Here is a 19,169-nt window from a genome sequence, read left to right on the forward strand (position 1 = left end):
GCCCTCCGCACGGATGCGGTAGGCGAGATAGCCGAGGAACGTGGCGGCGAGTACCGCGAGCATGACATAGAGCTTGTGGAGCGGGTCTTCCATGGGTCCTCCCAATCCCGGAGCCGGCCGAAGGCCGGGCGGAGGGAAAAAAGGGGCGCGCTCCGACGGGAGCGGAGCGCGCCGCACGCGGCCGGGAGGTTACTGGCCGACGGACCGGGTGGCCTTGAGGACCTGATCGATGGTGTCCTGGCCGATGCGCGAGGACATCTCGGCATAGACCGGCTCCATGGCCTTGCGGAAGGCGGCGGTGGCCTCCGGTGTCGGCTTGGCGATGGCGATCTTGCCGGACTTCTTCATCGCTTCCAGAGCTTCGTCATTCTCGGTCTGGGCGATGGAGTTGGCGTAGACGCTGGCTTCCGCCATGGCCTTTTCGAGCTGGGCGCGGGTGTCGGCCGGCAGGGCGTCCCAGAAGGCCTTGTTCACGATCACGGCGTAGCCGATGTAGCCGTGGTTGGTCTCCAGGCCGTTCTTCTGCACCTCATAGTGCTTCTGGGTGTAGATGTTGGAAGGCGTGTTCTCGGAGCCGTCCACCACGCCGGTCTGCATGGCCTGGTAGACCTCGGAGAAGGCCATCACCTGCGGCAGCGCGCCGAGGGCGCGGAACTGGGCCTCCAGCACCTTGGAGGACTGGATGCGCATCTTGAGGCCCTGGAAGTCCTTCGGCTGGGCCAGCGGCGTGTTGGCCGTCATGATCTTGAAGCCGTTGTCCCAATAGGCGAGGCCCTTGATGCCCTTGGGTTCCAGCTTCGCGAACAGCTGCTTGCCCACCTCGCCGTCGGTGACGCGGCGCAGCGCCTCCTTGTCGGGGAACACGTAGGGCAGGTCGAACACCTCGAACGCGCGCACGCCCAGCGGGCCGAACTTGGCGAGGGAGGGGGCCAGCATCTGGATGGCGCCGAGCTGGAGCGCCTCCATCTCCTCCTTGTCCTTGTAGAGCTGGGAGTTGGGGTAGATCTCGACCTTCACCTTGCCATCGGTATACTTTTCGGCAAGCTCCTTGAACTTCTCCGCGCCCTTGCCCTTCGGCGTATCGGGCGTGGTGACGTGGCTGAACTTGATGACCGTCTGCTGCGCCATGGCCGCAGGTGCGCCGAAGAGTGCGGCGCCGAGCACGGCGGCGCCGATGAGCGTGAACTTCATGATGTTTCCTCCCGATCTGTTGCCGGAGGGGCGGTCGGCGCGCTGCGTGCCGATCCCCTCCTTGCCGCACTTCTTGCAGAAGCTGGTGCGTTCGTTCTGCGCATTATCCGGAAGCGGGCCATGCGCGCCAATAGAGAATGAGCCTAGCGGAGATAGAATGCGCTTATAACCATGTGTGCGGTGCACCCGTTGCGTTGCGATGCTTGCGGTGCGGGGATCGCTCAACCTGGGTTGTGGGGCATTCACCTGCCGCGCCGGCCGTTTACCTGGGGCGCGTGGCGGAGCAAGGCTGTGCGGGCGGCCGCCGCACTCCCAGTCCAAGACAAATGCCTCAGGTCAATGATTCTACAGGGGTTATTTGTCGTTGCGTCCTGACGCGGGCGGTCTCCGCCGCGTCTGACGGCCCTTCAAGCGTGCGCCTCCGCCACCATGGCCTGGGGGCCGCCGGGGGCGGCCGTCCAGAGCCGCACCGCGCCGGCCGCCTCCTCGCGCGCATGGAGCAGGAAGGGGCCGGTGTCGAACAGGGGGGAGAGGCCGCGGAAGGAAAAGCGCGCCGGCGGGCGGCCCAGGGTTTCCGCCGCGAACCGGTAGAGCAGCGTCGCCTGCAGCGGCCCGTGCACCACGAGGCCGGGATAGCCTTCCTCCCGCGTCACGTAGGGCTGGTCATAGTGGATGCGGTGGCCGTTGAAGGTGAGCGCCGAATAGCGGAACAGCAGCGTTGGGGAAGGATCGACCTCCCGCCGGAACTCTCCCTCCTCCGCCGCCGGCAGGGCCCGCGCCGTGCCGCCGGGGGTGTCGAGGCGGCGATAGACGATGTCCTGGCGCTCGGTGAGCACGGTGCGCTCCCCCGCCGCGATGGTGTGGCGGACGGTGACGAAGCAGAGGGTGCCGGTGCGCCCCTCCTTGATGGAGAGGTCCTCCACCCGCGACGTGCGGCGCATGGTGTCGCCCACCTTCAGGTCGCCCTCGAACACGAATTCCCCGCCCGCCCACATGCGGCGGGGCAGGGGCACGGGCGGCAGGAAGCCGCCGCGCGCGGGGTGGCCGTCCGGCCCCAGCGTATGCATGGGAACCGCGGGCGGGGCGAGGCACAGGTGGATGCCGCGCGGCGCCGCCTCGCCCTCGGCCGGCGCGCCGGGCTCCTCGTCGAAGGTGGCGCGGAAGCGCTGCACCAGCGCGGCGGTGACGGGCTCGCACGCCACCTCCTCGCGGCCGATCCAGCCGCGCAGGTGGTCGAGGTCGAGCTTCGGGGTGTCGCTCATGGCGTGGCTCCTCAGAATGAGCGCGGCAGGCCGAGGATGTGCTCGGCCACGAAGCTCAGGATGAGGTTGGTGGAAATGGGCGCCACCTGGTAGAGGCGCGTCTCGCGGAACTTGCGCTCCACGTCGTATTCGCAGGCGAAGCCGAAGCCGCCGTGGAACTGGAGGCAGGCGTTCGCGGCCTCCCAGGAGGCCTTGGCGGCGAGGTATTTTGCCATGTTGGCCTGGGCGCCGCAGGCTTCGTGCGCATCATAGAGCCGGCAGGCCTCGAAGCGCATGAGGTTGGCCGCCTCCACCTCGATGAAGGCTTCCGCGATGGGGAATTGCACGCCCTGGTTCTGGCCGATGGGCCGGCCGAACACCGTGCGCTCGCCGGCATAGGCGGTGACCTTGTCGATGAACCAGTAGCCGTCGCCGATGCACTCGGCCGCGATCAGCGTGCGCTCGGCATTGAGGCCGGTGAGGATGTACTTGAAGCCCTGCCCCTCCTCGCCGATGAGGTTTTCGGCCGGGATCTCCAGGTTGTCGAAGAACAGCTCGTTGGTCTCGTGGTTCACCATGTTGAGGATGGGGCGCACGCTCATCCCGCTCTTCATGGCGTCCTTGATGTCCACGATGAAGATGGAGAGGCCCTCGGACTTCTTGGCGACCTCCGCCAGCGGCGTGGTGCGCGCGAGCAGGATCATGAGATCCGAATGCTGCACGCGGGAGATCCAGACCTTCTGCCCGTTGATGACGTAGCGGTCGCCCTTCCTGACCGCCGTGGTCTTGATCTTGGTGGTGTCGGTGCCGGTGGTGGGCTCGGTGACGCCCATGGACTGGAGGCGCAGTTCGCCCGAGGCGATCTTCGGCAGGTAGCGGCGGCGCTGCTCCTCCGAGCCGTGCCGCACCAGGGTGTTCATGTTGTACATCTGGCCGTGGCAGGCGCCCGAATTGCCGCCGGCGCGGTTGATCTCCTCCATGATGACGGAGGCTTCGGTGAGGCCGAGGCCGGAGCCGCCGTACTGCTCCGGGATCAGGGCCGCCATCCACCCCGCCTTGGTGAGGGCGTCCACGAACGCTTCCGGATAGGCGCGGGCCTCGTCCACCTTGCGGTGGTATTCGGAGGGAAAGTCCGCGCACAGGGCGCGCACCGCGTCGCGGATGTCCTCGTACTGGTCGCTGCCGACGGTCTTCATGGGTCTTTGTCCCTGGGTCTTGTTCTGGTTGGGGCGCTCAGGCCCGTGCGAGGATGCGCTCGGCGCGCAGGCGCACCGGCGCGTCCACCATGGCACCGTCCACGCTCACCACCGCGCCGCCTTCCGCGATGGCGGCCACGATTCGCCGCGCCCAGGCGATCTCCTCCGCGGAGGGCGCGAAGCCCGCCAGCACCGGGGCGATCTGGCTCGGGTGGATCAGGAGCTTGCCGGCGAAGCCCAGCTCGGCCGCGTGGGCGGCGTCGTCGGTGGCGAGGGCGGCATCCGCAAGGGCGGTGGTCACCCCGTCCACGGGCCCTTCCTGGCCGGCGAGACGGGCGGCGAGCACCAGCTCGGAGCGGGCAGCCAGCAGCGCCGTCCGGGTATGGGCGCAGCCGAGGTCGGCTGCGAAATCGATGGAGCCGAACGCGAGGCGCTCCACCTGCGGCAGCGCCGCGAGGGCCCGCGCGCGCGCCAGTCCCGCCGCGCTCTCAATGAGCGCCACCAGGGGCATTCCCCCAAGCCGCTGCGACGCGTGGATCAGGTCGTCGGCGGTTTCGGCCTTGGGCAGCACCACGCCGGCCAGGGGCAGGCGGGCGGCCAGCGCCAGGTCGTCCGCGTGCCAGGGGGTGCCGGCGCCGTTGATGCGCAGCAGCAGGGGAACGCCGCCGGGCAGGCCGGCGCCCAGGGCGGCGGCGAGCCCGGCGCGGGCCGCCGCCTTCTCCGCGTGGGCGACCGCGTCTTCGAGATCGATGATGACGGCATCGGCGCCGGCGGCCGCCGCCTTCGCGAAGCGCTCGGGACGGGTCGCGGGAACGAACAGGGCGGCGAGCCGCCCCCTCCGGAGCGGGGAGGGGCGGGAGGCGGCGGTCATGGGCGGCGTCCTGCGCTTTGCGACGCGCGCGCCCAGCGGGGCGCGGCGGTGTCGCGTGTCGGTGGAGGGAGAGTTGCCGCAAACCGGGCGCGCGGCGAAATACGGATTTGCGCTGGCCTTTAGAGGCGAAGCCTATAGCCGCCGGAAAAGCTTTCGCGCGCGGGGCCATAACATTGCGCTATGCCGCCTAGTTTTCAGTCCTATTTGTATTTTCCGCCGGGCACGGCGACCTTGCGCGGGAGCAGGGGCCATCCGGCCGCGGCAGCCGGCGCGCGCGGCGAGGCCCCCAGCCCCCATCAGAATCAAGCTTTCCGGTGTTCCGATGCCCCGTGATCTCGAAGGAATACTTGTCGTCTCGGTCGAGCAGGCCGTGGCGGCGCCCTACGTCTCCGGCCGCCTCGCGGATGCGGGCGCGCGCGTCATCAAGGTGGAGCGCCCGGAAGGCGACTTCGCCCGCAATTACGATGCGCTGGTGCATGGCGAGAGCGCCTATTTCGTGTGGCTGAACCGGGGCAAGGAATCCATCTGCCTCGACCTGAAGGACGCGGCCGATACCGCCGTTCTTGCGGCGATGGTCGAGAAGGCGGACGTGTTCATCCAGAATCTCGCGCCGGGCGTCATTGATCGCCTGGGCTTCGCGCCGGACGAGCTGCGCGCGCGCAACCCGCGCCTCATCACCTGCTCCATCTCCGGCTACGGCGAGGACGGCCCCTATCGCGACCTGAAGGCCTACGACCTGCTGGTGCAGGCGGAAAGCGGGCTTTCCTCCATCACCGGCAATGCGGCGGGGCTCTCGCGGGTGGGGGTCTCGGTGTGCGACATCGCCGCCGGCATGACGGCGTTCCAGGCGGTGCTCCAGGCCCTCATCGGCCGCGCGCGGAGCGGCGTGGGGCGGCACATCTCGGTGTCGCTCTACCACGCGCTGGCGGACTGGATGAACGTGCCCTTCCTGCAATACGCCTATGGCGGCAAGGTGCCGGAGCGCGCCGGCCTCAGCCATCCCACCATCGCGCCCTATGGCGCCTATGGCTGCGCCGACGGCAAGTCCGTGCTGTTCTCCATCCAGAACGAGCGCGAATGGGTGAATTTCTGCGCCGGCGTGCTGGAGGAGCCCGATCTCGCCACCGATCCGCGCTTTACGGGCAACAGCCAGCGCGTCGCCAACCGGCCGGCGCTGGAGGCGCGGGTGTGCGCGGTGTTCGCCGCCCACCCGCGCGACGAGATGGTGGCGCGGCTGGAGAAGGCGCGCATCGCCTATGGCCGCGTGAGCACCATGGAGGATCTCACCGACCATCCGCAGAACCGCTATGTGGAGGTGGAAACCCCCACGGGCCCGGTGCGCTGCCTCGCGCCCGGCGCGCTGTTCGACCGTACGGTGCCGCATTTCGGGCCGGTGCCGGCGCTCGGCGCGCAGAGCGAGGCGCTGCGGCGCGAGTTCGCGGCGCGCGCCTGAGAGCGCGGAAAGGCAAAGGAGGACACCATGGAGCAGGCAGGGACCGCCGGCACGGCGGCATCGCGGCCCGAGGGCGTGCCGCTCGCGCTCATCGCGGACTGGCTTTCGCCTCTCGCCGGCCGGCGGGTGCTGGATGTGGGCTGCGGCGGCGGGGCGCTGGCGCGCGATCTGGCGGCGCTGGGGGCGCGGGTGAGCGGTGTCGATCCGCTGGCGGAGGCGGTGGCGGCCGCGCGCGTCCTGGTGCCGGAGGGCGCGTTCATGGAGGCCGGCGCCGAGGCGCTGCCCTTCGCCGACGGCGCTTTCGACGCGGCGGTGCTGCTCAACAGCTTCCACCATGTGCCGCCCGCCCTGATGTCGGCGGCCCTCGACGAGGCGATGCGCGTCACGCGCGGCCCGGTGCTGGTGGTGGAGCCCCTGGCCGAGGGACCTTTCTTCGAGGTCATGCGGCCGGTGGAGGACGAGACGGACATCCGCCGCGCGGCGCAGGCGGTCATCGCCGGGCATGTGACGCAGGGGCGCGCGCGCCTCGTGAGGGCGCACGAGTTCGACGACGTTCGCCGCTTCGCGGATGTGGACGCCTTCCTCGCCAAGGTGGTGGCCGTCGATCCCGCCCGCGCGGAAGCGGCGCGCGCCCTCAGGGGCGAGGTGGAGGCCCTCATGGCGCGCTGGGGGCGGCCGGAGGGGGCGGCCATCCGCCTCGACCAGCCCCACCGTGCGGTGCTGCTCGCCCGGCCGGAGGGTGATCGCCCATAATTTCCAGCCGATCCCGAACGAAGTGCTATAAGCTTCTCCTCTAACAAAAAAGGGGAGACGCCATGGACCTGCGCCAGCTGCGCTATTTCGTGACCATCGTGGAGATGGGCTCCTTCTCCAAGGCTGCCCACCGCCTGTGCGTCGCGCAGCCGGCCTTGAGCCAGCACGTGCGCAACATGGAGCTGGACCTGGGGGTGGAACTGCTGTTCCGCAGCCCCCAGGGCGTGCGCCCCACCGAGGCGGGCGAGACGCTGGTGCGCCACGCCCGGCTCATCCTCACCCAGGTGGAGGTGGCGCAGGAGGCGGTGCGGCGCGGCCAGAGCGAGCCGGAGGGCGAGGTGCGCTTCGGCCTGCCCGGCACGGTGAGCGAGATGCTGTGCGTGCCGCTCCTCAGCGAGGCGCGCCGGCGCTACCCCAAGATCAAGCTGCGCGTGGCCGAGGCCATGAGCGGCTTCGTGCTCGACTGGCTGCGCGAGGGCAAGATCGACCTCGGCGTGCTCTACCGCTCGGTGTCGGATCGCACGCTCCAGGCGCGGCGCGTGCTCTCGGAGGAATTGTGCCTGCTCGGCCCGGCGCGCTCGGCCGAGCTGCCCCACCCGCCCGAGGGGCCGGTTTCGTTCGCTGCGGCGGGGGACCTGCCCCTGATCCTGCCGAGCCCCGGCCACGGCCTGCGGGAGCTGGTGGAGGAGCGCGCCCTTGCCGAGAACGTGCGCCTGAGCACGGTCATCGATATCGACACCTACGGCCAGATCAAGCTGCTGGTGGCGGGCGGGCTCGGCTATTCGGTGCTGCCGCGCACGGCGCTGCGGGCGGAGGTGGCGCAGGGCGTGCTGCGCATCTGGCCCATGGGCGATCCGGTGCTCTCGCGCAACCTCTACCTCGTGCGCCCTTCCGACAGGCCGCTGTCCAATGCCGTGCGCGCCATCGAGGAGCTGGCCCACGCCACCCTGGTGAAGCTGGTGCGCGAGGGCGCATGGCCGGCCGAGCTGGCGGAGGACGAGCCGGACACGGCGGACCTCATGGCCTGGGCCGCCCGCTGAGGGCGCCCTCGCCGCGCGGCTGGAGCTGCATTGCACTTATTGCATTGCAGCTTTACGTTTTTGTCATGCGTCGTGGCCCGCCGCACAAAATAGTCAGGCCTCCCACCCCCCTTCGTCGCCCTTCTCTGCGGGCAAAGCCAGCAATGGCGCGGTTTTCCATGAGTTGGCATCGCTCTTGCCATGAGAAGTGGCAAGCGCCGGGCGGGATCGTGAAGTTTTTCCGCCCGGTGACAAGAAGCAATGTCCAATGGGAGGAAGACCAGACATGGCCATGACCGGAATCCTGCGTCCGGGGCACGCCCAGCTGCGCGTGCTGAACCTCGACGAGGCCGTGCGTTTCTATCGCGACGTGCTGGGGCTGGTGGAGACCGGCCGCGACGACAAGGGCCGCGCCTATCTCAAGTGCTGGGACGAGCGCGACCACCACAGCCTGGTGCTGCGCGAGAGCGACCATGCGGGCATCGACTTCATCGGCTTCAAGGTGCTGGACGAGGCGACCCTCGACCAGCTCGAGCGCGACGTGCGTGCCTATGGCATCGAGACCGAGCGCCTGCCGGCCGGGGAGCTCCTGGAGACCGGAGAGCGCGTGCGCTTCCGCCTGCCCACGGGCCACCTGTTCGAGCTTTATGCCACCAAGTCCTGGGTCGGCAACGGCCTGCCGGAAGTGAATCCGCCGCCGTGGGCGCCGGAGGCCGACCGCGGCATCGCCCCCACCCGGCTCGACCACTGCCTGCTCTACGGGCCCAACGTGCTCGCCAACAAGCCCCTGTTCGTGGACGTGCTGGGCTTCCACCTGGTGGAGCGCATCCTGGGGCCGGTGGAGGCGGGCGAGCCGGAGATCGGCCTGTTCCTCTCCTGCTCGCACAAGACCCACGACATCGCCTTCGTGGAGTATCCCGAGCCGGGCAAGCTGCACCACCTCTCGTTCCGCATGCCGACCTGGGAGCGCGTGCTGCGCGCCGGCGACATCATGGGCATGAACAAGGTGCCCATCGACATCGGCCCCACCCGCCACGGCGTCACCCGCGGCGAGACTATCTATGCCTGGGACCCCTCGGGCAACCGGTTCGAGACCTTCGCCGGCGGCTACGAGCCCTATCCCGACGGGCGCACCATCACCTGGACCTTCGAGGGTTTCCCCCACGGCCTCGACTTCCCCAAGGGCAAGCTGCACGACAGCTTCCTGACGGTGGTGACCTGAGGCGGCGCCGGTGGAGCTCCGCGATCCCCCGCGGGAGATCGAGCCCGCGCCTCTCGACATCAGCCGCCGCTTCGTCCGCGTCACCCACGAGCGGGCGGCGGGCTTCGTGGAGTTCGACTTCGCCATCGGCGAGCCGGAGCTGTTCGTCGAGATGATCCTCGGCCGCGAGGCCTTCGCGGCGTTCTGCGCCGACAACCGGGTGGAGCCGTTCCCGCCCGACCCGGCGCGCGCCGATGCGCGCGGCGATTTCGACTGGCGTCTCGGCGACGCCACCGGCCGCCGCACCCGGTGATCCAAGGCGCTCCGCCCCGCGCGGAGCGCCCCTCCAGGGCATCGCCCCAAGCCCCGAAACGCCCAAGCCCCCAAAAAGAACCCGACCCGAGGAACGCCCCTTCAGGAGCCGCCCATGCAGATCGACCTTCGCACGGTCTCCATTCAGCCGCTGCGCAACACCTTCGACCATCTGGCGCGCCGCTTCGGCGACAAGCCGGCCTCGCGCTACCAGGAAGGCAGCTACGACATCCAGGCCGCCGAGAACCTCCATTACCGGCCGAGCTGGGACCCCGACCAGGAGCTCTACGACCCGCGCATCACCCGCATCGTGATGGAGGATTGGTACGCGCTGAAGGACCCGCGCCAGTTCTACTACAGCAGCTACACCGTCGCCCGCGCCCGCCAGCAGGAAACCGCCGACGCCAACTTCACCTTCGCGGAGGCGCGCGGCCTCGCCGGCCTGCTTCCGGAGGACCTGCGGCGCATCACCCTCGACCTGCTGGTGCCGCTGCGCCACGCGGCGTGGGGCGCCAACCAGAACGACACCTTCGTGTGCGGCTACGGCTACGGCGTCGCCTTCACCCAGCCGTGCATGTTCGCGGCCATGGACCAGCTCGGCATCGCGCAATACCTGTCGCGGCTCGGCCTGCTGCTCGGCGACGTGGAGGCGCTGGAGGCGGGCAAGGCGGCCTGGCTCCACGGCCCGGCGTGGCAACCGCTGCGCCGCTACGTGGAGGACACGCTGGTGGTGCGCGATCCGTTCGAGCTGTTCGTGGCCCAGAACGTGGCGCTCGACGGCCTGCTCTATCCCCTCGTCTACGCGCGCATCGTGGAGGACGAGTTTCCCGTCCGCGGCGGCGCGGCGGTGGCGCTGCTCACCCAGTTCATGGGCGCGTGGTTCGAGGAGACCCGCAAGTGGGTGGACGCGGTGCTGAAGACCACCGCGGCGGAATCCGCCCACAACCGCACCGTGCTCGCCGAATGGTGCGGCGACTGGAGCGCCCGCGCCGCCGAGGCGCTGGAGCCGGTGGCGCGCATCGCCCTCGGCGCCGCCGCCGTGCCGGCGGTGGAGGAACAGGCGGGGGCCCTGCGCGCCCGGCTCGAGAAATCCGGGATCATGATCTGAAGGAGGGATGCCCCATGTCCACCGTGTTCATCGCCCTCCAGGCCAATGAGGACACCCGGCCCATCATCGAGGCCATCGCCGACGACAATCCCCATGCGGTGGTGAACCGCCAGCCGGCCATGGTGAAGATCGACGCGCCCGACTGCCTCGTCATCCAGCGCGCCAGCGTGGAGGAGCGCCTGGGTCGCGCGTTCGACCTGCAGGAGCTGCACATCAACCTCATCACCCTCGCCGGCAACGTGAGCGAGGACGAGGACTGCCTCACCCTGAGCTGGCGCCGCTGAACGTTCTGCCATCAAGGCCGGAAAGGCCGAAAGACAAAAGCAAATCCCGAGGAGACGACCATGGATGCGAAGGTCGAGAGGAAGAAGATCGGTCTCAAGGAGAAGTATCGCCTGATGACGCGGGACCTCGGCTGGGAGCCGAGCTACCAGCCGAAGGAGAAGATATTTCCCTACGCCGCCTACGAGGGCATCAAGGTGCACGACTGGGAGAAGTGGGAGGACCCCTTCCGCCTCACCATGGATGCCTACTGGAAGTATCAGGCCGAGAAGGAGCGCAAGTTCTACGCCATCGTGGATGCCCACGCCCAGAACAACGGGCATCTCAACATTACCGATGCGCGCTATCTTTCGGCGCTGAAGATCTTCCTGCAGGCCATCAGCCCCGGCGAGTATGCCGCGCACAAGGGCTTCGCCCGCGTGGGGCGCGAGTTTCCCGGCGTCGGCACCCAGGTCGCCTGCCAGATGCAGGCCATCGACGAGCTGCGTCATGCCCAGACGCAGATCCACGCCCTCTCCAACTACAACAAGTATTACACCGGCTTCCACGCCTTCGCCGATGCCCGCGACCGCATCTGGTATACTTCTGTGGCGCGCTCGTTCTTCGATGACGCCATGAGCGCCGGGCCGTTCGAGTTCATGATCGCCATCGGCTTCTCGTTCGAATACGTGCTGACGAACCTGCTGTTCGTGCCGTTCATGTCGGGCGCCGCCTACAATGGCGACATGGCCACCGTCACCTTCGGCTTCTCGGCCCAGTCCGACGAGGCCCGGCACATGACGCTGGGCCTCGAATGCATCAAGTTCATGCTGGAGCAGGACCCGGACAACCTGCCCATCGTTCAGGGCTGGATCGACAAGTGGTTCTGGCGCGGCTTCCGGGTGCTCGGCCTCGTTTCCACCATGATGGACTACATGCTGCCGAAGCGCGTCATGTCCTGGCGCGAGGCGTGGCAGATCTACGGCGTGGAGAACGGCAGCGCGCTGTTCCGGGATCTTTCCCGCTACGGCATCCGCCCGCCCAAGCACTGGGACGACGCGGAGAAGGCCATCGACCACATGTCCCACCAGTTCATGCTGGGCCTCTACCAGTGGAGCTTCGGCACGGCCTTCCATAGCTGGATTCCGTCCGATGACGACATGAGCTGGCTTTCCGCCAAGTATCCCACCACGTTCGACAGGTATTACAGGCCGCGCTGGGATCACATCAAGAAGCTGGCCGCCGCGGGCACGCCCTTCAAGAACTATGGCCTCGCCAAGCTGTGCCAGTGCTGCCAGCTCCCCTGCGTCTTCACCGAGCCGGACGACCCCACCACCCTGTGCCACCGCGAGGCCGTCTACAAGGGCGAAACCTACCATTTCTGCTCCGACGGCTGCCAGGAAGTCTTCGAGGCGGAGCCCGAGAAGTATGTGCAGGCCTGGCTGCCCATGCCGCAATTGTTCCAGGAGCCCATCAAGGGCGACCTCGGCGCGTGGATGGACTGGGTGAGCCTGAGGGACGGCGCCGACAACGGCGACTATTCCCTCTCTCAGGACCGGCAGAATTTCGAGGCGTGGCGCGGCCTCGCCACCTCCAACAGCTGAGGGCGGGCGATGACCACCACTTCCATGAAGCCCTATGTGGGCATTGCGCGCGACATCGAGGCGAACTTCGGCGGCAACCGGCTGGTCTATGTGAGCTGGGACGACCACCTGCTGTTCGCCGCGCCCTTCCTCATCTGCGTGCCGCCGCAGGCCACCTTCCGCGAGCTGGTGGAGGGCCCGCTCTCCGCCCTGCTCGCGCCGGATCCGGATGCGGCCGTGCTCGACTGGTCCAAGGTGGAATGGCTGAAGGCCAACGCGCCCTTCACGCCCGATTTCGAGCGCACGCTCGACGAGAACGGCATCACCCACAAGACCCAGCTGCGCATGCGCACGCCGGGGCTCAACGCCCTGATGGCGGAGGCCGCGGCATGAGCCACGATCTCACCATCGAGCCCCTGGGCCAGACCATCTCCATCGCGGAGGGGCAGACCATCCTCGATGCCGCGCTTCGGGCCGGGATCTATCTGCCGCACGCCTGCTGCCACGGCCTGTGCGCCACCTGCAAGGTGAAGGTGGCGGACGGCGCGGTGGACCACGGCGAGGCCTCCAGCTTCGCCCTCATGGACTTCGAGCGCGAGGAGGGCATGTGCCTCGCCTGCTGCGCCCGCGCCGAGGGCGACCTCGTGATCGAGGCCGAGATCGAGGAAGACGCGGACGCGCTGAACCTGCCGGTGCGGGATTTTCCCGGCACCGTCAGCCGCATGGAGGACCTGACCCCCACCATCAAGGGGGTCTGGATCACCCTGGACGACCCCGCCGGCCTTCGCTTCCAGGCGGGGCAATATGTCAATCTGGAGCTGCCCGAGGGCATCGGCACGCGGGCCTTCTCCATCGCCAGCCCGCCGGCAGAGGCGCGGGAGATCGAGCTGAACATCCGCCGCGTTCCCGGCGGACGGGCGACCACCCACGTGCACGAGACCTTGCGCGTGGGCGACAGGGTGACGCTGACGGGGCCCTACGGGCGCTTCTTCGTGAAGAAATCGGCGGATATGCCGGTGATCCTCATGGCCGGCGGCTCCGGCCTTTCCAGCCCGCGCGCCATGATCCTCGATCTTCTCGCGGAGGGGTTCGAGAAGCCCATCACACTCGTCTACGGCCAGCGCACGCGGCAAGAGCTCTATTATCACCTGGAGTTCATGGAGCTCGCCCGGAAGCACCCCAATTTCACTTACGTGGCCGCCCTCTCGCAGGAGCCGGCGGGGTCGGACTGGCGTGGCTTCCGCGGGTTCGCGCACGAGGCGGCGAAGGCCCATTTCGGCAACGATTTCCGGGGCCACAAGGCCTATCTGTGCGGGCCGCCGGCCATGATCGAGGCCGCCATCGCGACCCTCATGCAGGGGCGCCTGTTCGAGCGCGACATCTACACCGAGAGGTTTATCTCGGCCGCCGACGCGCAGCAGGTGCGCAGCCCCCTGTTCAAGGCCATCTGACGCCGCCGGGCGTGGCCCGCGCGCGGCGCGAGCCATACCTTCCAGATATCACGCGGGCGACCCGATAGTATTAGACGGTATTTCCAGCCCGCCATACCCTCATTTCACGGGGCCAAAAGCCCTCCGTGAAGGTTCCAGAAGGTTCCACCAGCCATGGCGCTCTCCAGCATCAGTCGCGCGCAAGACCTGCCCTCACCTTCGGGCGTGCGCCGGATCGACAATTTCATCGCCGGCGCGTTCGTTCCGGCCGCCGACGGGCGGCGCTTCGACAAGCGCTCGCCCCTCGACAACCGCGTCATCTCCTCCATCGCCGAGGCCGGGCGGGCCGAGGTGGACGCCGCCGTCGGCGCCGCCCGCGCCGCGCTCCACGGCGAATGGGGGCGCCTCTCCACCGAGCAGCGCGTGGCCCTGCTTTACGCGGTGGCCGACGAGATCACCCGCCGGTTCGAGGATTTCGTGGAAGCGGAGATGGCCGACACCGGCCAGCCGCGCCACGTGATGACGAATGTCTTCATTCCGCGCGGCGCCGCCAACTTCAAGGTGTTCGCCGACGTCATCAAGAACGTGCCCACGGAAGCTTTCCAGATGGCGACGCCCGATGGCGCGGGCGCCCTCAATTATGCGCTGCGGGTGCCCAAGGGCGTGGTGGGCGTGGTGTGCCCGTGGAACGCGCCCTTCATGCTCATGACATGGAAGGTGGGCCCCGCGCTCGCCTGCGGCAACACGGTGGTGGTGAAGCCCTCGGAGGAGACGCCCAACACCGCGACCCTGCTCGGCGAGGTGATGAACGCGGTGGGCATGCCGAAGGGCGTCTACAACGTCGTTCACGGCTTCGGCCCGGATTCCGCCGGCGAGTTCCTCACCCGCCATCCCGGCGTGAACGCCATTACCTTCACCGGCGAGACGCGCACCGGCGCCACCATCATGAAGGCCGCCTCCGAGGGCATGCGCGACGTGTCGTTCGAGCTGGGCGGCAAGAATGCCGGCCTCGTCTTCGCCGATTGCGATTTCGAGGCGGCGGTGGAGGGCATCTTCCGCTCGTCCTTCCTCAATTCCGGCCAGGTGTGCCTCGGCACCGAGCGCGTCTATGTGGAGCGGCCCATCTTCGAGCGGTTCGTCGCGGCGTTGAAGGCCAGGGTGGAGACGGTGCGGTTCGGCCGCCCGGATGATCCGAACGCCAATTACGGCCCGCTCATCAGCCACGAGCACCGCGCCAAGGTGCTCTCCTATTACAAGAGGGCGGTGGAGGAGGGCGCCACCGTCGTCACCGGCGGCGGCGTGCCGCAGGTGCCGGCGGAGCTGGCCGAGGGCGCCTGGGTGGAGCCCACCATCTGGACCGGCCTGCCGGACACGGCGGCGGTGGTGCGGGAAGAGATCTTCGGCCCCTGCTGCCACATCCGCCCGTTCGACGACGAGGCGGAGGCGGTGGCCCTTGCCAACGATACCGAATACGGCCTCGCCACCACCATCTGGACCTCGAACCTCGCGCGCGCTCACCGCGTGGCGGCCCGTGTCGAGGTGGGCATCGCCTGGGTGAATAGCTGGTTCCTGCGCGATCTGCGCACCGCTTTCGGCGGCGCCAGGCAATCCGGCATCGGGCGCGAGGGCGGGGTGCATTCGCTGGAATTCTACACTGAGCTGCGCAACGTGTGCGTGAAGCTGTGAGGCGGACATGACCCTCGACGAGATCAACGCCGACGGCGACGCGCTCTACGCCGCCTTCCTCGCCCGCCGGCCGGTGCCGCCGCTGCTGGCGCGCGCGCCTGGCCTCACCATCGCCGATGCCTATCGCATCCAGGAGCGCTTCGTGGCGCGGCGCCTCGGCGCGGGAGAAATCATCGTCGGCAAGAAGATCGGCGCCACCAGCCGGCCGGTGCAGGAGCTGCTGGGCGTGTTCCAGCCGGATTTCGGCATGCTCACCTCGGCCATGGCGCATGCCGACGGCGCCATAGTCGACCTCTCCCGCCTCATCCAGCCCAAGGCGGAAGCGGAGCTCGCCTTCGTGCTGAAGGAGGACCTGAAGGGGCCGGGCGTCACCGCCATGGACGTCATCCGCGCCACCGATCATGTGCGCCCCTGCTTCGAGATCGTCGATTCCCGCATCACGGACTGGGCCATCAGGATCCAGGACACGGTGGCCGACAACGCCTCCTGCGGAGTCTACGTGCTCGGCGAAGCGAAGGGCGATCCGCGCCGGCTCGACCTCACGCTCGCGGGCATGGTGGTGGAGAAGAACGGCGAGGTGGTCGCCACCGGCGTCGGGGCGGCGGTGCAGGGCTCTCCCGCCAATGCCGTGGCCTGGCTCGCCAACACGCTGGGCGAGCTCGGCATTCCCTTCAAGGCCGGGGAGGTGATCCTCTCCGGCTCGCAATCCACGCTGATCCCGGTCGAGGACGGCGACGAACTGGTGTGCACCGTCGGCGGCCTCGGAAGCTGCCGGGTGCGCTTTTCCGGAAAGGCCGCGGCATGAGCGCTTCCATCACCCTGTCGCGGGAGGACGTGGTGCGCCTCACCGAGCGCATCGAGGGCGCGCAGAAGCGGGCCGTCGCCATTCCCAAGCTCACCGACGAATACCCGGCCATGACCATGGCCGACGGTTATGCGGTGCAGAACGAGCTGCGCCGGCGCTTCATCGCCCAGGGCCACCGTCTGGTGGGCTGGAAAGCCGGCCTCACCTCCAAGGCGAAGATGCGGCAGATGGGGGTTTCCGTGCCCTCCGTCGGCTTCCTGACGGACCGCATGGCGCGGCCGGAGAACTCCGCCATCACCCTGTCCGACCTCGTGCATCCCAGGATCGAGTGCGAGGTGGCCTTCGTCATGAAGGCGGAGCTGAAGGGGCCCGGCTGCACCGCGGCCGACGTGCTCGCCGCCACCGATTATGTGCTGCCGGCGCTGGAGATCATCGACTCCCGTTTCGCCGGGTTCAAGTTCGACCTCGAAAGCGTGGTGGCCGACAATTCCTCCTCCGCCCGCTTCGTCGGCGGCGGGCGGGCGCGCTACGCCGGGGATCTCGACCTGCGCACCCTCGGCGTGGTGCTGGAAAAGAATGGCGAGATCGCCGCCATGGGCGCCTCCGCCGCCGTGCTCGGCCACCCGGCCGAGGCCATCGCCATGCTCGTGAACATCCTCGCGGAGCTGGGCGAGACGCTCCCCGCCGGCAGCTTCGTCATGAGCGGCGGCATCACCGAGGCCATCCCCGTGAAGGCGGGCGACCATGTGATCGCGCGTTTCCAGGAGCTCGGCTCGGTGGGCGTGCGGTTCGTGGAATGACGTCTCAACCCGTTGCAAGCAAGGTCTTTTCCCATGCCCATTATTGAAATGCACATGTTGGAGGGGCGCACCGGCGAGCAGAAGCGCCGGGTCGCCGCCGCCGTCACCAAGGCCGTGAGCGAGAGCCTGCCGTGCGATCCGCAGACGGTACGCATCCTCATCACGGAGCACGGCAAGGACGCCTTCTTCGTTGCCGGCCTCACCCAGGCGCAGCGCGCCGCCGCCAACGGCACCCACCACCCCGGCCTCGAGGAGCAGAACCCGTGAGCAAGATCAGGTGCGCCATCATCGGCTCGGGCAACATCGGCACCGACCTCATCTCCAAGATCCGCCGCAGCGCCGTGCTTGAGCCGGTGTGGATGGTGGGCATCGACCCCGCCTCCGAGGGCCTCGCCCGCGCCCGAGAGCTGGGGCTGAAGACCACCGCCGAGGGCGTGGACGGCCTTCTGCCCCACGTGGAGGCGGACGGCATCCAGATCGCCTTCGACGCCACCAGCGCCTATGTGCACGCGGAGAACAGCCGCAAGCTCAACGCGCTGGGCGTCATCATGATCGACTTGACGCCGGCCGCCATCGGCCCCCTGTGCGTGCCGCCGGTGAACCTGCGCCAGCACGCGGACCGGCTGGAGATGAACGTCAACATGATCTCCTGCGCCGGGCAGGCGACCATTCCCATCGTCGCCGCCGTGTCGCAGGTGCAGCCGGTGGACTATGCGGAGATCGTGGCGAGCCTCGCCTCGAAATCGGTGGGGCCGGGCACGCGCGCCAATCTCGACGAGTTCACCTACACCACCTCCAGCGCCATCGAGAAGGTGGGCGGGGCGAGGAAGGGCAAGGCGCTCGCCATCATCAACCCGGCCGAGCCGCCGATGATCATGCGCAACACCATCTATTGTCTCACCGCCGATGCGCCGGACGAAGCGGCCATCACCTCTTCCATCCTGAAGATGATCGGCGAGGTGCAGAAGTATGTTCCGGGCTATCGCCTCGTGAACGGGCCGATCTTCGACGGCAATAAGGTGTCCGTCTTCATGGAGGTCGCCGGCCTCGGCGACTACCTGCCCCGCTATGCCGGCAACCTCGACATCATGACCGCCGCCGGCACCCGAACCGCCGAGATGTTCGCCGAGGAGATCCTCTCCGGGCGCATCAAGCCGAAAGCCGTGGAGGCCGCGTGATGACGACTTCTTCCGAAAGCCTGAAGGGCCGAAAGGTCATCCTGCACGACATGTGCCTGCGCGACGGCATGCACGCCAAGCGCGAGCAGATCAGCATCGACCAGATGGTGAGGATCGCGACCGGCCTCGACGATGCCGGCGTGCCCTATCTCCAGGTCACCCACGGCGCCGGCCTCGGCGGCAACTCGCTGCAGCACGGCTTCGCCCTCGCCGCCAACGAGGAATACATCGCCGCGGTGGCGGGGCGCATGAAGCAGGCCAAGGTCTCGGTGCTGCTCATCCCCGGCCTCGGCACCATGCGTGAGCTTCAGTCCGCCTATGATGCCGGTGCCCGCTCGGTGCACGTGGCCACCCACTGCACGGAGGCCGACACCGCGCCCCAGCACATCGCCTTCGCCCGCAAGCTCGGCATGGACACCACCGGCTTCCTGATGATGGCCCACCTGAACGACCCCGCCGGCATCGCCCGCCAGGGCAAGCTGATGGAGGGCTACGGCGCGCAGACCGTCTATGTCACGGATTCCGCCGGCTACATGCTGCCGGACGACGTGCGCGCCCGTGTCCGCGCCCTGCGCGAGGTGCTCGATCCCGCCACCGAGATCGGCTTCCACGGCCACCACAATCTCGGCATGGGCATCGCCAATTCCATCGCCGCCATCGAGGCCGGGGCGAGCCGCATCGACGGTTCGGTGGCGGGCCTCGGCGCCGGGGCCGGCAACACGCCGCTGGAGGTGTTCGCGGCGGTGTGCGAGCGCATGGGTATCGAGACCGGGGTGGACCTCTTCAAGCTGATGGACCTCGCCGAGGACGTCATCGTGCCGATGATGGATCATCTGGTGCGGGTGGACCGCGAGGCGCTCACCCTCGGCTTCGCGGGCGTCTATTCCACCTTCCTGCTGCACGCAAAAAAGGCGGGGGAGCGCTTCGGCGTGCCGGCCCGCGACATCCTGGTGGAGCTTGGCCGCCAGAAGATGATCGGCGGCCAGGAAGACATGATCCTGGACACCGCCATGACCATGGCCAAGGCCCGCGGCCTCATCAAGGACGCGGCCGCCTGAGCCTGCCCCCCTCAAGGGGCCGG

General features: G+C 68.6%; 20 protein-coding genes. 16 read left to right on the forward strand and 4 right to left on the reverse strand.

Annotated features, from left to right (window positions below; translation table 11 throughout):
• Positions 1-189 precede the first annotated feature (189 nt).
• From V5F75_RS07825 to V5F75_RS07840, 4 genes are all read right to left on the reverse strand, one after another.
• Positions 190-1,191 carry a TRAP transporter substrate-binding protein gene (locus V5F75_RS07825; protein ID WP_394037191.1) on the reverse strand — a complete coding sequence of 334 codons (1,002 nt, stop codon included), beginning with the start codon at positions 1,189-1,191 and terminating at the stop codon, positions 190-192.
• Between the two features lie 407 nt (positions 1,192-1,598).
• Positions 1,599-2,453, reverse strand: a complete 855-nt coding sequence (locus V5F75_RS07830; RefSeq protein ID WP_394037193.1) for an HTD2 family dehydratase — start codon at positions 2,451-2,453, stop codon at positions 1,599-1,601.
• An 11-nt stretch (positions 2,454-2,464) separates the two neighbouring features.
• Positions 2,465-3,628 carry an acyl-CoA dehydrogenase family protein gene (locus V5F75_RS07835; protein WP_394037195.1) on the reverse strand — a complete coding sequence of 388 codons (1,164 nt, stop codon included), beginning with the start codon at positions 3,626-3,628 and terminating at the stop codon, positions 2,465-2,467.
• A gap of 37 nt (positions 3,629-3,665) precedes the next feature.
• Positions 3,666-4,499, reverse strand: a complete 834-nt coding sequence (locus V5F75_RS07840) for an HpcH/HpaI aldolase/citrate lyase family protein (RefSeq protein ID WP_394037197.1) — start codon at positions 4,497-4,499, stop codon at positions 3,666-3,668.
• A 322-nt stretch (positions 4,500-4,821) separates the two neighbouring features.
• Between V5F75_RS07840 and V5F75_RS07845 the strand changes: the two genes are divergently transcribed.
• The 16 genes from V5F75_RS07845 (at position 4,822) to dmpG (ending at position 19,146) form a co-directional block, all read left to right on the forward strand.
• Entirely contained in the window at positions 4,822-5,952 is a 1,131-nt protein-coding gene (locus tag V5F75_RS07845) for a CaiB/BaiF CoA transferase family protein (protein WP_394037199.1), read from the forward strand.
• Positions 5,953-5,979: 27 nt separating this feature from the next.
• Positions 5,980-6,705, forward strand: coding sequence for a class I SAM-dependent methyltransferase (locus tag V5F75_RS07850; RefSeq protein WP_394037201.1), 726 nt, complete (start codon positions 5,980-5,982; stop codon positions 6,703-6,705).
• 62 nt (positions 6,706-6,767) lie between these two features.
• On the forward strand, positions 6,768-7,745 hold the full coding sequence (locus tag V5F75_RS07855) for a LysR family transcriptional regulator (protein WP_394037203.1): 978 nt from the start codon (positions 6,768-6,770) through the stop codon (positions 7,743-7,745).
• A gap of 265 nt (positions 7,746-8,010) precedes the next feature.
• Entirely contained in the window at positions 8,011-8,946 is a 936-nt protein-coding gene (locus V5F75_RS07860; protein ID WP_445329415.1) for a catechol 2,3-dioxygenase, read from the forward strand.
• A gap of 10 nt (positions 8,947-8,956) precedes the next feature.
• Entirely contained in the window at positions 8,957-9,238 is a 282-nt protein-coding gene (locus V5F75_RS07865; RefSeq protein ID WP_394037204.1) for a phenol hydroxylase subunit, read from the forward strand.
• A gap of 114 nt (positions 9,239-9,352) precedes the next feature.
• On the forward strand, positions 9,353-10,345 hold the full coding sequence (locus V5F75_RS07870; protein ID WP_394037206.1) for an aromatic/alkene monooxygenase hydroxylase subunit beta: 993 nt from the start codon (positions 9,353-9,355) through the stop codon (positions 10,343-10,345).
• A 14-nt stretch (positions 10,346-10,359) separates the two neighbouring features.
• Complete coding sequence (locus V5F75_RS07875; protein ID WP_394037208.1) at positions 10,360-10,629, forward strand: MmoB/DmpM family protein; 270 nt, start codon at positions 10,360-10,362, stop codon at positions 10,627-10,629.
• Between the two features lie 60 nt (positions 10,630-10,689).
• A complete protein-coding gene (locus V5F75_RS07880; protein ID WP_394037210.1) occupies positions 10,690-12,210 on the forward strand; it encodes an aromatic/alkene/methane monooxygenase hydroxylase/oxygenase subunit alpha in 1,521 nt (506 codons plus the stop codon).
• Between the two features lie 9 nt (positions 12,211-12,219).
• A complete protein-coding gene (locus V5F75_RS07885) occupies positions 12,220-12,582 on the forward strand; it encodes a phenol hydroxylase subunit P4 (RefSeq protein WP_394037212.1) in 363 nt (120 codons plus the stop codon).
• The gene (locus tag V5F75_RS07890; protein WP_394037214.1) at positions 12,579-13,640 is read left to right on the forward strand and encodes an NADH:ubiquinone reductase (Na(+)-transporting) subunit F; all 1,062 of its coding nucleotides are present in this window, start codon (positions 12,579-12,581) and stop codon (positions 13,638-13,640) included. Before V5F75_RS07885 ends, V5F75_RS07890 begins: the two co-directional genes overlap by 4 nt.
• Positions 13,641-13,793: 153 nt before the next feature.
• A complete protein-coding gene (locus tag V5F75_RS07895) occupies positions 13,794-15,305 on the forward strand; it encodes a 2-hydroxymuconic semialdehyde dehydrogenase (protein WP_394037216.1) in 1,512 nt (503 codons plus the stop codon).
• Between the two features lie 7 nt (positions 15,306-15,312).
• Positions 15,313-16,110 (forward strand): 2-oxopent-4-enoate hydratase, encoded by a 798-nt coding sequence (gene dmpE / locus V5F75_RS07900; protein ID WP_394037218.1) that lies wholly within the window; start codon positions 15,313-15,315, stop codon positions 16,108-16,110.
• Complete coding sequence (gene dmpH / locus V5F75_RS07905) at positions 16,107-16,910, forward strand: 2-oxo-3-hexenedioate decarboxylase (protein ID WP_394037220.1); 804 nt, start codon at positions 16,107-16,109, stop codon at positions 16,908-16,910. Before dmpE ends, dmpH begins: the two co-directional genes overlap by 4 nt.
• A 33-nt stretch (positions 16,911-16,943) precedes the next feature.
• A complete protein-coding gene (locus V5F75_RS07910) occupies positions 16,944-17,177 on the forward strand; it encodes a tautomerase family protein (RefSeq protein ID WP_394037221.1) in 234 nt (77 codons plus the stop codon).
• Positions 17,174-18,088 (forward strand): acetaldehyde dehydrogenase (acetylating), encoded by a 915-nt coding sequence (locus V5F75_RS07915; RefSeq protein WP_394037223.1) that lies wholly within the window; start codon positions 17,174-17,176, stop codon positions 18,086-18,088. Before V5F75_RS07910 ends, V5F75_RS07915 begins: the two co-directional genes overlap by 4 nt.
• Positions 18,088-19,146 carry a 4-hydroxy-2-oxovalerate aldolase gene (dmpG, locus tag V5F75_RS07920; RefSeq protein ID WP_394037225.1) on the forward strand — a complete coding sequence of 353 codons (1,059 nt, stop codon included), beginning with the start codon at positions 18,088-18,090 and terminating at the stop codon, positions 19,144-19,146. Before V5F75_RS07915 ends, dmpG begins: the two co-directional genes overlap by 1 nt.
• Positions 19,147-19,169 lie beyond the last annotated feature (23 nt).

The organism is Xanthobacter albus (assembly GCF_043194895.2).
GTDB lineage: Bacteria > Pseudomonadota > Alphaproteobacteria > Rhizobiales > Xanthobacteraceae > Xanthobacter.

Bases quoted from the DNA above. Each gene is read 5' to 3' on its own strand.
- V5F75_RS07910 (WP_394037221.1), top strand. From the start codon at position 16,944: ATGCCCATTATTGAAATGCACATGTTGGAGGGGCGCACCGGCGAGCAG.
- V5F75_RS07845 (WP_394037199.1), top strand. From the start codon at position 4,822: ATGCCCCGTGATCTCGAAGGAATACTTGTCGTCTCGGTCGAGCAGGCC.
- V5F75_RS07825 (WP_394037191.1), bottom strand. From the start codon at position 1,191: ATGAAGTTCACGCTCATCGGCGCCGCCGTGCTCGGCGCCGCACTCTTC.
- dmpH (WP_394037220.1), top strand. From the start codon at position 16,107: ATGAGCGCTTCCATCACCCTGTCGCGGGAGGACGTGGTGCGCCTCACC.
- V5F75_RS07835 (WP_394037195.1), bottom strand. From the start codon at position 3,628: ATGAAGACCGTCGGCAGCGACCAGTACGAGGACATCCGCGACGCGGTG.
- V5F75_RS07880 (WP_394037210.1), top strand. From the start codon at position 10,690: ATGGATGCGAAGGTCGAGAGGAAGAAGATCGGTCTCAAGGAGAAGTAT.
- V5F75_RS07875 (WP_394037208.1), top strand. From the start codon at position 10,360: ATGTCCACCGTGTTCATCGCCCTCCAGGCCAATGAGGACACCCGGCCC.
- dmpG (WP_394037225.1), top strand. From the start codon at position 18,088: ATGACGACTTCTTCCGAAAGCCTGAAGGGCCGAAAGGTCATCCTGCAC.
- dmpE (WP_394037218.1), top strand. From the start codon at position 15,313: ATGACCCTCGACGAGATCAACGCCGACGGCGACGCGCTCTACGCCGCC.
- V5F75_RS07840 (WP_394037197.1), bottom strand. From the start codon at position 4,499: ATGACCGCCGCCTCCCGCCCCTCCCCGCTCCGGAGGGGGCGGCTCGCC.
- V5F75_RS07890 (WP_394037214.1), top strand. From the start codon at position 12,579: ATGAGCCACGATCTCACCATCGAGCCCCTGGGCCAGACCATCTCCATC.
- V5F75_RS07885 (WP_394037212.1), top strand. From the start codon at position 12,220: ATGACCACCACTTCCATGAAGCCCTATGTGGGCATTGCGCGCGACATC.
- V5F75_RS07830 (WP_394037193.1), bottom strand. From the start codon at position 2,453: ATGAGCGACACCCCGAAGCTCGACCTCGACCACCTGCGCGGCTGGATC.
- V5F75_RS07870 (WP_394037206.1), top strand. From the start codon at position 9,353: ATGCAGATCGACCTTCGCACGGTCTCCATTCAGCCGCTGCGCAACACC.
- V5F75_RS07855 (WP_394037203.1), top strand. From the start codon at position 6,768: ATGGACCTGCGCCAGCTGCGCTATTTCGTGACCATCGTGGAGATGGGC.
- V5F75_RS07860 (WP_445329415.1), top strand. From the start codon at position 8,011: ATGGCCATGACCGGAATCCTGCGTCCGGGGCACGCCCAGCTGCGCGTG.
- V5F75_RS07850 (WP_394037201.1), top strand. From the start codon at position 5,980: ATGGAGCAGGCAGGGACCGCCGGCACGGCGGCATCGCGGCCCGAGGGC.
- V5F75_RS07895 (WP_394037216.1), top strand. From the start codon at position 13,794: ATGGCGCTCTCCAGCATCAGTCGCGCGCAAGACCTGCCCTCACCTTCG.